Source organism: Leeuwenhoekiella sp. NPDC079379, assembly GCF_044542075.1.
In the GTDB taxonomy this organism is placed as follows: Bacteria; Bacteroidota; Bacteroidia; order Flavobacteriales; family Flavobacteriaceae; genus Leeuwenhoekiella.
Genome location: NZ_JBITTU010000007.1, coordinates 130,557 through 144,342 on the forward strand (window position 1 = coordinate 130,557; position 13,786 = coordinate 144,342).

A 13,786-nucleotide genomic window follows, 5' to 3' on the forward strand; every position below is an offset into this window, starting at 1 on the left:
TCAAAAAATAGATCTATGAGAAAATTAGTAATACTTAGCCTTTTGGTTTCCTTAACCGCATGTAAAGGCACAGCACAAAAAGAAAAAAAAGAATCTTTTGAAGTTAATAAAACAGAAGCAGAATGGAAAGCTTCTTTAACATCAGAGCAATTTTACATTCTTAGGGAAGAAGGTACAGAACGCCCCTTTAGCAGTGAATTGCTTAATATTAAAAAGGAAGGAACTTACGTATGTGCAGCTTGTGAAACACCGGTTTTTAAAAGCAATACTAAGTTTGATAGTGGGACCGGCTGGCCATCATTTTACGACTACATTGAAGGTAATGTAGCATTTTCTACAGACCAAAAATTAGGGTATACCCGCAACGAAGAACATTGTGCAACCTGTGGCGGTCACTTAGGTCACGTGTTTGATGATGGACCAAAACCAACGGGTAAGCGCCACTGTATTAATGGTGACGCTCTAAAATTTGTTCCTGCGAATTAAGCACTGAACTTTGCATTTAAGTAATAAAAGAATTAATGAGAGATTTCCGTAGTTACGGAAATGAAAAAAAACTAGTCATGAAAGAATACCCTATACAAAAAACAGAAGCTGAGTGGAAAGAACAGCTGGGACCAGAACGGTATTATGTGCTACGTCAAAGTGGTACAGAACGACCACATACCGGTAAATATAATTTGCATTTTGATAAAAATGGAAGCTATCACTGTGGCGCTTGTGATGCAAAACTGTTTAAAGCAAACAGTAAATTTGAAAGCGGCTGTGGCTGGCCAAGCTTTGACGAGTCTATAGAAGGTGCTGTAGAATATGTACGTGATACTACCTTAGGAATGATGCGCACCGAAATACTTTGTGCAAACTGCGGGAGCCACTTAGGCCACGTATTTGATGATGGCCCCACAAAAACTGGACAGCGTTATTGTGTTAATAGCGCTTCAATAGACTTTGAGACAAATCAGTAATTTATAAATAAACTCAAGGAGTATTTTTTTGGAACAACTCTTGATATACTTTAAAATGTAAATTAATTAAAAAACTAAAACATGAAAAAAATAACAATAATTCTTAGCTTATTTACCATAATACTTGCCTCTTGTTCCGGTTCTGACGGAAGAGATGGAATAGATGGTCTTGATGGAATAAATACGCTAAGTGCTGTGTTTGAAGTTACAGACATAGATTACGTTTATGATAGCGCAAATAATGAATGGTTTACTCAAAACCCTATTCCTTTTGATGGAGTAGAAGTACTAGAGGGAGATGCAGTATTAGTATATCTAGCAGACGGGACTGTCACTGCATCAGATGGTCAACCAACAGATTTATGGAAATTAATGCCAATTACTTTTTTTGATGCTAGTGGTGAATTTCAGTATGAGTTCAATTATACATTTGATAGCGTAGAATTGAATATTGTTGGAAACTTCGATTTAAGTACTTTAAATGATGCTGCCGTCTCAAATCAAAAAGTAAGAATTGTAGTCATTCCTGCTGAATATGCTCAGGATTTTAATGGAAACTTCTCAAATTATAATGAAGTAATGTCAACTTTAGAATTAAAGGAATCTGATATTCAAGTATTAGACTAAAGAATCTTATTAAATAAATTTTATGAAAGGCTTACTCACGGAAATACGCAATTGTACCGTTTGTAAGCCTTTTTTGCCTTTGGGTGCTAACCCTATTATTTCGGCTACGCCAAAAAGTAAAATCATTTTAGCAAGTCAGGCGCCCGGAAGAATTGCTCACGAAAAATCTCTTGCCTGGGATGACCCTAGTGGAAGGCGTCTACGAGAATGGTTAGGAGTTGATGAAGAACTCTTTTATAATCCCGATAATTTTGCGGTATTACCCTTAGGATTTTGCTTTCCTGGGAAAAGTAAAACGGGCGATTTACCTCCCAGACCCGAGTGCGCTCCACTATGGCACCAGCAGGTTGTAGAAAAATTTGAAGAAAATCCACTTTATATTTTAATTGGTAACCATGCGCAAAGCTATTATCTAAAAGACAAGCTATCCCTCACAAAGCGTATTCAGAATTTTGTTGATTACTTACCAAAATATTTTGTCCTCCCTCATCCCTCACCCGTAAATCACTTCTGGATAAATAAAAACAAGTGGTTTTTAACCGATGTGCTTCCTCACTTACAACAGGAAATCAAGCACCGATTGCAGCTATAAAACAACGTGTAAATCCAGAGAAGTTCCGGTTCGTTTTTTAGGCTTTTTATGTGTAAATTTGTCGCTTCAAATTTCACTGATAACTATGAGTAAATACGATATTATTGTCTTAGGGAGTGGACCCGGTGGTTATGTTACAGCTATTCGTGCTTCACAATTAGGTTTTAAAACCGCTATTGTAGAAAAAGAAAGCCTTGGAGGTGTTTGTTTAAACTGGGGTTGTATCCCTACAAAAGCCCTTCTAAAAAGCGCACAGGTTTTTGAATATCTAAAACATGCAGAAGACTACGGTCTTAAAGTAGAGGGTGCAGATAAAGATTTTGATGCCGTAGTAAAACGTAGCCGCGGTGTTGCAGAAGGAATGAGCAAAGGAGTTCAATTCTTAATGAAGAAAAATAAAATTGACGTTATAAACGGTTTTGGAAAACTAAAAGCGGGTAAAAAAATTGACGTTGATGGTACTGAATATAGTGCAGATAATATTATCATCGCTACCGGTGCTCGCTCTCGCGAATTACCTAGCTTACCACAAGACGGTAAAAAAGTAATAGGCTACCGTGAGGCAATGACCTTAAAAGATCAACCCAAAAGTATGATCATTGTAGGTTCTGGTGCTATAGGTTGTGAGTTCGGAAGTTTTTACAACTCTATGGGAACCGAAGTTACTATTGTTGAGTTTATGCCAAATATTGTTCCTGTTGAAGATGAAGAAGTATCTAAACAGTTTGAACGCAGTCTTAAAAAGACCGGTATTAAAATAATGACCAACTCTTCTGTTGAGTCTGTTGATACTTCTGGCGATGGCGTTGTTGCAACTGTAAAAACAGCTAAAGGAGAAGAAAAACTACAAGCAGATATCATCCTTTCTGCTGTGGGTATTAAAACTAACATTGAAGGTATAGGCCTTGAAGATGTAGGTATTATTACAGATAAAGATAAAGTGATTGTAAATGACTGGTATCAAACAAATATACCGGGTTATTATGCAATAGGTGACATCACACCGGGACCAGCCTTGGCTCATGTTGCTTCTGCAGAAGGAATACTTTGTGTTGAAAAACTTGCAGGAATGCATGTTGAAAAATTAGACTACGGAAACATCCCCGGTTGTACATACGCTTCACCTGAGATTGCATCTGTAGGTATGACTGAAAAACAAGCTAAAGAAGCTGGTTACGAACTTAAAATAGGTAAGTTTCCGTTCTCTGCATCTGGTAAAGCAAGTGCTTCTGGTAACAAAGATGGCTTTGTAAAAGTGATTTTTGATGCAAAATATGGGGAGTGGTTAGGTTGCCATATGATAGGCGCCGGCGTTACCGATATGATTGCTGAAGCTGTTTTAGGACGTAAGCTAGAAACTACTGGTCACGAAGTCCTAAAAGCTATTCACCCGCATCCTACTATGAGTGAAGCAGTGATGGAAGCTGTTGCTGCTGCTTACGATGAAGTGATACACTTATAGACTTTAGACTTTAGACTTTAGACTTTAGACTTTAGACTTTAGGTAAAACTAAAAATCCTGTGACTCAACTAAGAGTTACAGGATTTTTTATTTACTTTAGATTTAGTGTCAAATTGAGCTTATCGAAATGTGATCAAACAAGTTCTTAGATACTAAACCGGTATTAAATCACAAAACCAAAACTTAGTATCCCAGTGTTTTTGATCATCAGAAAAGCAATTATCATCATCACTTTCTAAAGGTTCATAGCCACGTAACACTTTTTCACCTATGCTAAAATTAATAGGGCTCTTAAAAATAGGCCCATCATAGACAAAGGTGTGAAACTCGCCATTCTCTCCACAAGGATCAACTCCTGCTGGTAAGTCTTTAATAAATTGTTTATCAATCACGCGCCCTACAAACGACTCATTGAGAAGATTAGCATTTACACAAACCGTAATGGCTTTAAAACTCAGATCTATAAAATTGTGTATGAGTTCTGTTGTATTTTGTTTCCAAAGCGGAAAAACAGCTTTTAAACCCGCTTTCTGAAGTTGCTCCTCGCGATAGGCTTTTAAATCTTCAAGAAAAATATCTCCAAAAATACTATGCGTATTTCCTGCTGCTTTTAAAACTTCAGCAGCATCCCCTAAAATTTTAGAATATTCAGACATACTCACATTGCCCGAAAGAAGAATCTTCTCTAATGGTAACCCAAGACTTTCAGCCTGCAAATCTAAAAGAACTTCTCGCAAACCGTGCATAGAAACCCTATCAACATCAGAGTTTACTGTTGTAACTAACTTCGTGATTTTATATTCTTGCTGCTCCAGCATATTGTAAAGCGCAAAGGCGGAATCTTTACCACTACTCCAATTAAAATAGGCCTGTTTCAAATTGAATTATAAAAATGATTTAATTGCCAACTCGTAACTTTTGAGACCAAAACCTACGATAATTCCTGCGGCATTTTTTGAAATGTATGAATGATGGCGAAAAGATTCACGTGCAAACGTATTAGAAATATGCACCTCGATAACCGGTACAGAAACTGCCGCAATTGCATCACCTATACCTACCGAAGTATGCGTATATGCTGCTGCGTTTAAAACAATACCATCAAAAACACCATCTGCCTCCTGAATTTTTGAAATTAAATCTCCTTCACTATTTGATTGAAAATAAGAAAGCTCAGTTTCTTTAAACTGAAACTGAAGCGTAGAAAAATAATCTCCAAACGATTGATTCCCATAAACATCAGGTTCGCGTTTGCCTAAAAGATTAAGATTGGGACCGTTTATGATGAGTATTTTGAGTTCTTTTGCCATTGATTTTATTTGTGATTCAAATATAGCCGTTTCCTTCAAATTCAAAGAATACTAAAACCGATAACCTAATCCTAAATTCAAGTAATTGGTTTTTATTTTGGGTGCATTATCAATTTTAAAATAATCATTCAATTGAAAGATATAGCGTGCTTCTAAAAATAGATTTTCAGTAAAATCATATCCTAATCCTGCACCAGCTCCTATATTTAACTTATTGATGTCATCTTCAAATGTACCCAAGTTTTCTAAGATATAGGTAAACTGAGGTCCTACCTGAATATTTAAACCTCCAACACCCACATAATAATTCAACAAAAAGGGTATCTGCAAAAAATCAGCTTCATTATAATTGGCATAGTTGATATGACCACTCAAGCCTAAGGTTTCTGTAAAACGATATTGAACGCCTAGACCTACAAAAAAACCACTTTCAGCATTAGTTTCTTCTAAATAAGCACTACTTATAACAGGATCAAAATCATTAAATGAATCAATCATGGTTAAGTCTGCTGTTAGTTTACTAGTGCTCAACAAATACCCTGCGTTAATATCAAACTTGAATTCTTGAGCGTTTACCATGTAGCTTAAAAGCATAGTAAGAATACATAAAGTAGTTTTTTCCAAAATAATTAGTTCTAAAATTTTGAACGAATATAAATATTTTCTAAAAACAAAAGCCCCGCATTGCAGGGCTTTTTCATTTAAGTAACTAAAGATTATTATTTTAAAATCTGTAACCTACTCCTATTTGAAGCGAGTTTATTTTTCCTTTAAAATCTTTAGGTATTCCTTGCACATCGCCAATACGATTGGTTAATTCAAGACTATATCTCGCGTCAATGAAAAAGTTATCAGTAATGTCATAACCTATACCAAAACTGGCATCAATTCCTAATTCATTATATCCCTCACCTCCCTCTTCTAGGTCTATAGTAGCCTGAGGTCCTGCCATAATATTAAAGTTAGATTCTGAGATATAATATTTTAATAAAACAGGAATAAATAAGACGCTAGCATCGTTAATATTTCCATATAATACTTCTGGTTGTAAATGAAGTGAACCATTAAGGTCAATGTCTGCAAGTGCTCCTACATAAAACCCGGAGTCCGATTCTGAAATCGACCCTTGATTGTCTGCGCTAATTTTAACTTCCGCGTTTAAGAAACCTCCTGTAAAACCAAATTTAGTTTCTTGCGCAGATACTGATAATGCCGATAAGGCAAACAATAGAATAAATGTAATTTTTTTCATTAAAAAAGTTTATTTGTTTCTGCTAAAATAAAACTTCAACTAATATAATAGTTAAACCTCAATTATATTTAGCACAAATAAATTATTAAAATATTAATAATCAGAGTTTTATATTTACAATAAATTATTAATCTAAATAATAAAAAAAGCCCCACACAAGTGGAGCTTTTAAATAGTTGGTTAGTTTAAGCGTTTTTTAGAATACAAAACCTACGCCTGCCTGTATTGCATAGTTGTATGCATTTACGTCATCATAGATTTTTGTAAAACCTCTTGTGTAACGACCTTGAATAAATAAACCGCTGTCAAATTTATATTCTAAACCTGCTGCAGTACCAAATTCAAAATCATTTGCACCATCTACGATGTTTACATCACCACCATTATTAGTTGGCTCAAAATCAATCTCTTCATTAACTAAAAAGTTAAAAGAAGGTCCTGCCTGTAGGCTTAAACCATCTACTAAGTAAATTTTAGCCATTAATGGTACCTGAATGTAATCTAATTGATATTCTGTGTTATCATCAACATCAAAAATATTATCCTGATCTATAGTAGCAATAGTTGCTCCTTGTGCAGAATAGATAACCTCTGGCTGAATAGAGAATTTTTCAGAGATAGGTAATTCAGCTACTAGACCTGCATAAAATGCCGTTCTTGAATCTGGATCGTTAGAATCGTCACCTGCAATATTTGCAAAGTTAACTCCACCTTTTACACCAAATTGAAAAGATTCCTGAGCTTTAGCTGCGGTTGTTCCTAAAGCGATAATACTTGCGATTAAAATTAGCTTTTTCATAAATTGTTTGTTGTTTATATTTCGCTGCAAAGCTATATTCTACAAGGGCTAACGAATGCTAAGACTTCTCTAATTTTATCTAAATAATTGCCAATTGGCAACACCTTTACACTTAAAAGCTGAATGTTTTGAACTACTGCTATTTAGGAATTTTTAGACTACACTAAGCGCTTTTAATAACCACACAAAATACTGATTGAGTTAATTTTGCAATTTATTGCACTTTATATCAGATTTATTTTAAATGTTAAAACATGTTAATGAAAATAAATTTAAAAAGCCTACTGCATAAAAAAAGCCCCGCAATGCGGAGCTTTAAATTTTCTATATTTTAACCTTTTAATTAAAGCTAAAACCAAGTGATGCAGAAAATACACCATTCTTAGCATCTAGAAAGTCAGTATCAACATTGTTCCCATTGTCATACACATCAGAGAAACCTTGAGTGTAACGAGCGTTTAAAAATAAACCTCCGTCAAACTTATACCCTACTCCTACTGCTCCTGCAAAATCAATATCATTAAAGTTATCTTCGTCGATATCTATACTTCCATTAGGGCCGTCAAGCTTACTATCTACTAAAAATCCTATTTGTGGTCCTGCTTCAACATACAATCCCTGCACTAAATAAAGCTTAGCTAAAACAGGTACATTAATATAGTTTAACTGAAATTCTGTATCCTGATCATTATCTCGTTGAACCAAATCAAAACCCTGACCCGAATACACAACCTCTGGCTGCACTGCAAATTTTTCAGTTACAGGAATTTCAAGAACAGCACCTAAATTAAACGATGTTCTGGCACTATCGTCATCAAAACCATCGCTACCGTCACCAGTAAAGTTTGAGAAGTTTACACCTCCTTTAACACCAAATGCAAGGTTACTTTGAGCCATAACCGATGTAGAGCCTGCTACTAATACTATTGCTGCAATAAATATTTTTTTCATAATGATAAGTTTTAAATTTGGGACAAATCTACTAGGTCTAAACAATGAAGATTCTTAACAGACAATTAAATATTATCTAAAGAAATCCCAAATAGTATATCAGAATTAATGAATTGGCAAAAATCCTTAACAGATTATAAAGTATACCTAAAGCTAGAGCGCGGTCTTTCTGAAAACTCTATTGTCAATTATGCCTTTGATATTCAAAAACTAATTAACTGGTTAACACTCTCTGATACCGAAACTACACCACTAAGCTTAAATAAAGAACATTTACAAGAGTTTATATATAGTGTGGCAAAAGACCTCAACCCGGCTTCACAGTCGCGGTTAATATCAGGATTAAAGGGTTATTTTGATTATCTGGTTTTTGAAGATTATCGAAAAGACAATCCTACAGATCTTATTGAATCTCCTAAAATAGGCCGTAAACTACCCGATACACTTTCTGAAGACGAAGTAAATAGTATTATTGATGCTGTAGACCTAAGTCTTCCGCAGGGAGAACGCAATAGAGCTATTTTAGAAACACTTTATGGTTGCGGTTTACGCGTTTCTGAATTATTAAATCTCAAGTTATCTGACTTGTTTTTTGATGAGGGTTATATTCTTGTCACCGGTAAAGGAGATAAGCAACGTTTTGTACCTATTGCCCCTATTACAATGCGCTATATAAACATATATAAAGATCAAATACGTATTCACGAAAATCCCAAACCAGAATTTAAAAACATACTCTTTCTCAACAGAAGAGGCGCCCAACTTACACGTGCTATGATTTTTACAATCGTAAAGCAACACACTAAAATAGCAGGTATTCAAAAGACTATTAGTCCGCATACCTTTAGACATTCTTTTGCAACCCATTTATTACAAAATGGCGCAGATTTACGCGCTATACAGTTGATGCTGGGTCATGAAAGTATTACAACTACTGAAATTTATATGCACATAGATCGTACTCATCTTGCGCAGGTAATGAATGAATACCACCCTAGAAAATAATTCATAAGAAAACCGACAGTTAAGTCGGTTTTTAATTCTCTAAGTATAGGTCTAGCTAATTATCAACTACCAGTCGTATAGGCAGAAAATAAGTTTGCCCCTTTATGACCTTAGCAGAAAGTTTCTTGTAATTAAGACTATTTTGAATTGAATTTCTAATAACCAAATCATCTGTAGATACATTTAAAACTACAATCTCGTTCTCTTTATTAACGGTAAACGAAATTTGAATTACGGTCTCTTCACTAACTTTAAATGTAGAAGTACTTAGTAAACTTACTAATTGTTTATTCATAGAAGCTTTTGCTTCTTTACTGGTAGTTTTACCTACCGGCTTAGTAGGATCTACTGTGTTTGCGCTTAGAACACTTCCGCTAATGATTGCAATTGCAAGCATAAAAATTTTGATTGATTTCATAATATTTGATTTTTTGATTGATATTATAAAGACAATCAGAAAATACTACAGTTACAGTTTAAAATAATCGTTAACATTATTTTAACTTTATAACTTATTGAAATCTAAATTTTTACAATTTTATGCAAAGAAAAAGCCCGACTTAACAGCCGAGCTCTTTCCCCTAACTAAACAAAATTTTTGTTTATAAACTACCTTCCAAAACCACCGGTAGATAATAGGTTTGTCCCTTTAAAGCATTTGCTTTGATTTTTTTGTAATTAAGTCTATTCTGAATAAACTGTTCTACTTGTGAATTTTCTGTTTCCACATTAAGTACAACTACCTCACCCTCATTATTTATTGTGAAAGAAACAGTTGTAGTAACTGTCTGAATTAAATTCAGGTTTGACCTTGTTAATAAAGAACTCAGTTCTTTATTCATTGAGGCTTTTACAGCTTCACTAGTAATCTTTTTAACTGGGTTTGTAGGTTCTGTAGAATTTGCGTGCAAAGCACTACTAAATACAATTAATCCTGCTAATGCGATTGTCTTTAAATAATTCATAATGTTTGATTTTTGATTGATACTTAAAAGACGCCTTAAACCTATTTGAGTTACAGTACACACCCTGTTTTAACATAGTCTTAACGTATTTAGTGATTGATAATCAGTCATTTAAAATTATTGCTAAATCAATTAACTAAATAGTATTATGCTCAAAATCAGAATTTTAAAAAAAAAAAGGCTTTCCAAATGGAAAGCCTTTTTTTAAAAGATTCTATTTTATTTTCTACATTATAAATCAGCAAGTACTTTTTGAACTTTATCTGCAGCTTCCTGAAATTGAATTGCACTTTGAACATCAAGACCACTATTATCTATTAGTTCTTTAGCGATATCTGCATTTGTTCCTTGCAGACGTACAATGATAGGCACATTTATAGTCCCCATATTTTTATAAGCATCTACAATACCCTGAGCTACACGATCGCAACGTACAATACCTCCAAAGATATTTACCAATATTGCTTTTACGTTAGGATCTTTAAGTATAAGCTTAAAAGCTGTTTCTACACGTTCTGCATCTGCAGTACCACCTACATCAAGAAAATTTGCAGGCTCACCACCCGCTTGCTTAATTAAATCCATAGTTGCCATTGCAAGACCTGCACCATTAACCATACATCCTACGTTACCGTCAAGATCTACATAGTTAAGACCTACTTCTTTAGCTTCTACTTCTACCGGGTTTTCTTCACGGGTATCACGCATTGCAGCGTAATCTTTGTGACGGTATAATGCGTTGTCATCTAAAGAAACTTTAGCATCAACAGCAAGTATCTTATCATCACTTGTTTTTAAAACCGGGTTGATCTCAAATAAAGAAGAGTCAGAATCTGAATACGCTTTATAAAGAGCGGTAACAAATTTTGTCATTTCTTTAAATGCTGTACCGCTCAAACCTAAGTTAAATGCAATACGTCTTGCTTGAAAAGGTAATAATCCTGCAGCAGGATCTACTTCTTCAGTATATATAAGATGTGGTGTTTTTTCTGCTACTTCTTCAATATCCATTCCACCCTCTGTAGAATACATAATCATATTTCTACCTGTACCTCTATTTAAAAGTACAGACATATAATATTCTTCCGGCTCGCTATCACCAGGGTAATACACATCTTCAGCAACTAAAATTTGATGTACAAGTTTACCTTCTGCAGATGTTTGAGGAGTTACAAGATGCATACCTAAGATATCTCCTGCTATTTTCTCAACTTCCTGTAAATTCTTAGCAAGTTTTACTCCACCACCTTTTCCTCTACCACCGGCGTGTACCTGAGCTTTAATAACGTGCCATCCAGTACCTGTTTCTTCAGTAAGTTTTTTTGCAGCTTCAACGGCTTCTGCCGGACTGTTTGCAACTTTACCGCGCTGTATGCGCACTCCAAAACTATTTAATATTTCTTTTCCTTGATATTCGTGTAGATTCATAATCAGGCGTTTCTATGTATTTGAATTTTGCAGAGCAAAAATAAGTATTTTAAGGCAAACCCTACTAGTAAAATACTTGGGATTTCGTCCTTTACTTGCTAATCTATTTCCCCTAAGGTATAGTCTGTAAAATCTAAAGGATTGAAGTTTTTAAAATGACCATTTAGTTCTATAAGTTGTCTGGTGCGATTAATCTCTTCGATGATAGGTATGGTTACTGTTAAATGGTCTATTAAATAAACATAACGATCAGACTCGCGCATCATCTTTAAAACGAGAAGCTCTTGTTTTAAAGACAATCCTAACTTATGAGCAAAGCTAAAGCTGGTAATTTCTTCATACGGGATTTCTGGGAAATCAACTTCAAGCACATTATACAAACGCTGTACTAAATTTATAAAATGCTCTTTTTGTCTAATTGAACCATCTTTGTGATTTTCTCTAAATATTACATCTGCACCAGCATATAATCGATCATTAAGTGTAGGCTGAAAATTTACAATGCTAAAAACACGTAAGCCCCTACAAATAACATCACTCGCTCCGGTTGCATATTTTTTTTCAATTTTTTCGAGCCGCACTTCGGTACCATAAGCCAGCTTGCGATTTATATATGCAGGTATCCCAAAGGTGATTTCCTTTTCTTCACAGTCATTGATAAGTTGTTGATACCGCTCTTCAAAAATATGCAAGGCAAGTCGCTCATGCGGGAAAACAACCATCTCTAATGGAAACATTGCTAAAGTCGTTCTCATAACTAATTTTTTTCTTGTGAAATTAGGCAAATACAGGTCAAAAAATAAATTTTCAGGATTTCTATTACAGATTTATCATTTTTTAGCCTTGCGAAGTGCTTAAGTAGATATTCTATATTAGATTTGTACGCTTAAAGTCTATATAGTTATGACCAATCAAAATCTTTTAGCAATTGCTAAAGAATACGGCAGCCCTGTTTATGTTTATGATGCCGCTAAAATAGAATCTCAATACAACAGATTAACCAGCGCTTTTAAGAAAGTTAAGGAACTGCGTATTAATTATGCTGTAAAGGCACTTTCTAATTTAGCTGTACTTCAGCTCATACACAGTTATGGGGCAGGTCTTGACACAGTGAGTATTCAAGAGGTGCGTTTAGGTATTGCTGCAGGTGTAGACCCTTCAAAAATTATGTTTACTCCTAACGGTGTTTCTTTGAGCGAACTTGAAGAGGTAGATAAAATGGGCGTTCAGATTAATATAGACAACCTTTCTATCCTAGAACAGTTTGGCACTAAGCACCCTAATACACCGGTTTGTATACGTATAAACCCACACGTAATGGCCGGCGGAAACTCTAATATTTCAGTAGGACATATAGATAGTAAATTTGGTATTAGTATACATCAAATTCCACATTTATTACGTATTGTAGAAAACACTAAAATGAATATCAACGGAATTCACATGCATACTGGAAGTGATATTCTTGATATTGATGTTTTTCTTCACGCTGCAGAAATTCTTTTTGACACCGCAAAAGATTTTAAAAATCTTGAATTTTTAGATTTTGGAAGCGGATTTAAAGTGCCTTATAAAACAGGTGATATTGAAACCGATATAGAAGAACTAGGCGATAAACTGTCTACTCGATTTAACAATTTTGCTAAATCGTATGGTAAACCATTAACGCTAGTTTTTGAACCGGGTAAATTTCTGGTAAGCGAGGCCGGAAAGTTTTTAGTAAACGTAAATGTTATTAAACAAACGACTTCAACTGTTTTTGCACAGGTAGATAGTGGTTTTAATCATTTAATACGTCCTATGCTTTATGGTAGTCAACATGAAATTCACAATATAAGTAACCCATTAGGACGTGAGCGTTTTTATTCTGTTGTAGGGTATATCTGTGAGACAGATACTTTTGCAACTAACCGAAGAATCCCAGAGATTGCTGAAGGTGATATGCTTGCTTTTAGTAATGCAGGAGCTTATTGCTATAGCATGGCGAGCAACTATAATTCTAGATACCGCCCTGCAGAAGTATTGTTTTTAGACGGGGAAGCGCATTTAATAAGAGAACGCGAGACTTTTGATGATTTATTAAAACATCAAATACCTCTAAAACAAACCGAAAAAGCATAACTGCTTAGGATGTAGGCTAAAATAATAGCGCGTTTTAAAATACTCGCATATTGAGAACTCCTAAGAACTTCTAAGTAGTTTTTTTAATAATGTATGATTATAAATACGCTTATCAGATTATTTTCTCTACAAAGTTTTCAATATTCCTAAAGTGTATTAATTATCACGGCATTCTTAGAAATGCCGTGTAAATAGTCTTAGTCAAAATTTTTGTGCATCTCGATTTAACTTGTGCTAGTTCTTGAATTATTAGGATTACTTACAGTATTTAAAAGAGGATACAAGTTTGGCTTTTTGATGTAAATCTAT

17 protein-coding genes are annotated in these 13,786 nt (G+C 34.5%); 7 read left to right on the forward strand and 10 right to left on the reverse strand.

All coding sequences use genetic code 11. The features are described 5' to 3' along the window. The first annotated feature begins 15 nt into the window (after positions 1-15). The 5 genes from msrB (ACIGAM_RS13900) (at position 16) to lpdA (ending at position 3,646) form a co-directional block, all read left to right on the forward strand. Positions 16-486 (forward strand): peptide-methionine (R)-S-oxide reductase MsrB, encoded by a 471-nt coding sequence (gene msrB / locus ACIGAM_RS13900; protein WP_396512060.1) that lies wholly within the window; start codon positions 16-18, stop codon positions 484-486. A gap of 77 nt (positions 487-563) precedes the next feature. Continuing rightward, positions 564-965: a peptide-methionine (R)-S-oxide reductase MsrB gene (gene msrB / locus ACIGAM_RS13905; protein WP_396512061.1), complete on the forward strand. Its 402-nt coding sequence runs from the start codon at positions 564-566 to the stop codon at positions 963-965. A gap of 81 nt (positions 966-1,046) precedes the next feature. After that, a complete protein-coding gene (locus ACIGAM_RS13910; protein WP_396512062.1) occupies positions 1,047-1,592 on the forward strand; it encodes a collagen-like protein in 546 nt (181 codons plus the stop codon). A 22-nt stretch (positions 1,593-1,614) separates the two neighbouring features. Further along, a complete protein-coding gene (locus ACIGAM_RS13915; RefSeq protein ID WP_396512064.1) occupies positions 1,615-2,184 on the forward strand; it encodes a uracil-DNA glycosylase family protein in 570 nt (189 codons plus the stop codon). A gap of 85 nt (positions 2,185-2,269) precedes the next feature. Then, complete coding sequence (gene lpdA, locus ACIGAM_RS13920) at positions 2,270-3,646, forward strand: dihydrolipoyl dehydrogenase (protein WP_396512066.1); 1,377 nt, start codon at positions 2,270-2,272, stop codon at positions 3,644-3,646. 152 nt (positions 3,647-3,798) lie between these two features. On the opposite strand, the gene ACIGAM_RS13925 is transcribed toward lpdA, so the two are convergent. The 6 genes from ACIGAM_RS13925 to ACIGAM_RS13950 all read right to left on the reverse strand — a co-directional run bounded on the left by ACIGAM_RS13925 (position 3,799) and on the right by ACIGAM_RS13950 (position 7,958). Continuing rightward, positions 3,799-4,524 carry a diphthine--ammonia ligase gene (locus ACIGAM_RS13925; RefSeq protein ID WP_396512068.1) on the reverse strand — a complete coding sequence of 242 codons (726 nt, stop codon included), beginning with the start codon at positions 4,522-4,524 and terminating at the stop codon, positions 3,799-3,801. A 6-nt stretch (positions 4,525-4,530) separates the two neighbouring features. Continuing rightward, positions 4,531-4,956, reverse strand: a complete 426-nt coding sequence (gene aroQ, locus ACIGAM_RS13930; RefSeq protein ID WP_396512070.1) for a type II 3-dehydroquinate dehydratase — start codon at positions 4,954-4,956, stop codon at positions 4,531-4,533. Between the two features lie 51 nt (positions 4,957-5,007). After that, a complete protein-coding gene (locus tag ACIGAM_RS13935; RefSeq protein ID WP_396512071.1) occupies positions 5,008-5,580 on the reverse strand; it encodes an outer membrane beta-barrel protein in 573 nt (190 codons plus the stop codon). A 100-nt stretch (positions 5,581-5,680) separates the two neighbouring features. After that, positions 5,681-6,208: an outer membrane beta-barrel protein gene (locus ACIGAM_RS13940; protein WP_396512073.1), complete on the reverse strand. Its 528-nt coding sequence runs from the start codon at positions 6,206-6,208 to the stop codon at positions 5,681-5,683. Positions 6,209-6,404: 196 nt separating this feature from the next. Further along, the gene (locus tag ACIGAM_RS13945; protein WP_396512075.1) at positions 6,405-7,007 is read right to left on the reverse strand and encodes a porin family protein; all 603 of its coding nucleotides are present in this window, start codon (positions 7,005-7,007) and stop codon (positions 6,405-6,407) included. 339 nt (positions 7,008-7,346) lie between these two features. Beyond that, entirely contained in the window at positions 7,347-7,958 is a 612-nt protein-coding gene (locus ACIGAM_RS13950) for a porin family protein (protein ID WP_396512077.1), read from the reverse strand. Positions 7,959-8,066: 108 nt separating this feature from the next. Here ACIGAM_RS13950 and ACIGAM_RS13955 point away from each other — a divergent pair, with 108 nt between their 5' ends. Next, complete coding sequence (locus ACIGAM_RS13955) at positions 8,067-8,963, forward strand: site-specific tyrosine recombinase (RefSeq protein WP_396512079.1); 897 nt, start codon at positions 8,067-8,069, stop codon at positions 8,961-8,963. A 55-nt stretch (positions 8,964-9,018) separates the two neighbouring features. Here the strand turns inward: ACIGAM_RS13955 and ACIGAM_RS13960 are convergent, their stop codons facing one another. From ACIGAM_RS13960 to ACIGAM_RS13975, 4 genes are all read right to left on the reverse strand, one after another. Beyond that, positions 9,019-9,381 (reverse strand): hypothetical protein, encoded by a 363-nt coding sequence (locus tag ACIGAM_RS13960; RefSeq protein WP_396512081.1) that lies wholly within the window; start codon positions 9,379-9,381, stop codon positions 9,019-9,021. A 184-nt stretch (positions 9,382-9,565) separates the two neighbouring features. Then, positions 9,566-9,928, reverse strand: coding sequence for a hypothetical protein (locus ACIGAM_RS13965; protein WP_396512083.1), 363 nt, complete (start codon positions 9,926-9,928; stop codon positions 9,566-9,568). Between the two features lie 231 nt (positions 9,929-10,159). After that, positions 10,160-11,356, reverse strand: coding sequence for an ADP-forming succinate--CoA ligase subunit beta (sucC, locus tag ACIGAM_RS13970; RefSeq protein WP_396512085.1), 1,197 nt, complete (start codon positions 11,354-11,356; stop codon positions 10,160-10,162). A gap of 98 nt (positions 11,357-11,454) precedes the next feature. Then, on the reverse strand, positions 11,455-12,111 hold the full coding sequence (locus ACIGAM_RS13975; protein ID WP_396512087.1) for an LON peptidase substrate-binding domain-containing protein: 657 nt from the start codon (positions 12,109-12,111) through the stop codon (positions 11,455-11,457). A 148-nt stretch (positions 12,112-12,259) separates the two neighbouring features. On the opposite strand from ACIGAM_RS13975, the gene lysA reads away from it, so the two are divergent. Then, a complete protein-coding gene (gene lysA, locus ACIGAM_RS13980) occupies positions 12,260-13,477 on the forward strand; it encodes a diaminopimelate decarboxylase (protein ID WP_396512089.1) in 1,218 nt (405 codons plus the stop codon). Positions 13,478-13,786: the final 309 nt, after the last annotated feature.

Coding starts and splice junctions, on each gene's coding strand:
- ACIGAM_RS13945 (WP_396512075.1), bottom strand. CDS start 7,007: ATGAAAAAGCTAATTTTAATCGCAAGTATTATCGCTTTAGGAACAACC.
- lysA (WP_396512089.1), top strand. CDS start 12,260: ATGACCAATCAAAATCTTTTAGCAATTGCTAAAGAATACGGCAGCCCT.
- ACIGAM_RS13950 (WP_396512077.1), bottom strand. CDS start 7,958: ATGAAAAAAATATTTATTGCAGCAATAGTATTAGTAGCAGGCTCTACA.
- ACIGAM_RS13955 (WP_396512079.1), top strand. CDS start 8,067: ATGAATTGGCAAAAATCCTTAACAGATTATAAAGTATACCTAAAGCTA.
- lpdA (WP_396512066.1), top strand. CDS start 2,270: ATGAGTAAATACGATATTATTGTCTTAGGGAGTGGACCCGGTGGTTAT.
- ACIGAM_RS13910 (WP_396512062.1), top strand. CDS start 1,047: ATGAAAAAAATAACAATAATTCTTAGCTTATTTACCATAATACTTGCC.
- ACIGAM_RS13965 (WP_396512083.1), bottom strand. CDS start 9,928: ATGAATTATTTAAAGACAATCGCATTAGCAGGATTAATTGTATTTAGT.
- msrB (WP_396512060.1), top strand. CDS start 16: ATGAGAAAATTAGTAATACTTAGCCTTTTGGTTTCCTTAACCGCATGT.
- ACIGAM_RS13940 (WP_396512073.1), bottom strand. CDS start 6,208: ATGAAAAAAATTACATTTATTCTATTGTTTGCCTTATCGGCATTATCA.
- ACIGAM_RS13915 (WP_396512064.1), top strand. CDS start 1,615: ATGAAAGGCTTACTCACGGAAATACGCAATTGTACCGTTTGTAAGCCT.
- msrB (WP_396512061.1), top strand. CDS start 564: ATGAAAGAATACCCTATACAAAAAACAGAAGCTGAGTGGAAAGAACAG.
- aroQ (WP_396512070.1), bottom strand. CDS start 4,956: ATGGCAAAAGAACTCAAAATACTCATCATAAACGGTCCCAATCTTAAT.
- ACIGAM_RS13975 (WP_396512087.1), bottom strand. CDS start 12,111: ATGAGAACGACTTTAGCAATGTTTCCATTAGAGATGGTTGTTTTCCCG.
- sucC (WP_396512085.1), bottom strand. CDS start 11,356: ATGAATCTACACGAATATCAAGGAAAAGAAATATTAAATAGTTTTGGA.
- ACIGAM_RS13960 (WP_396512081.1), bottom strand. CDS start 9,381: ATGAAATCAATCAAAATTTTTATGCTTGCAATTGCAATCATTAGCGGA.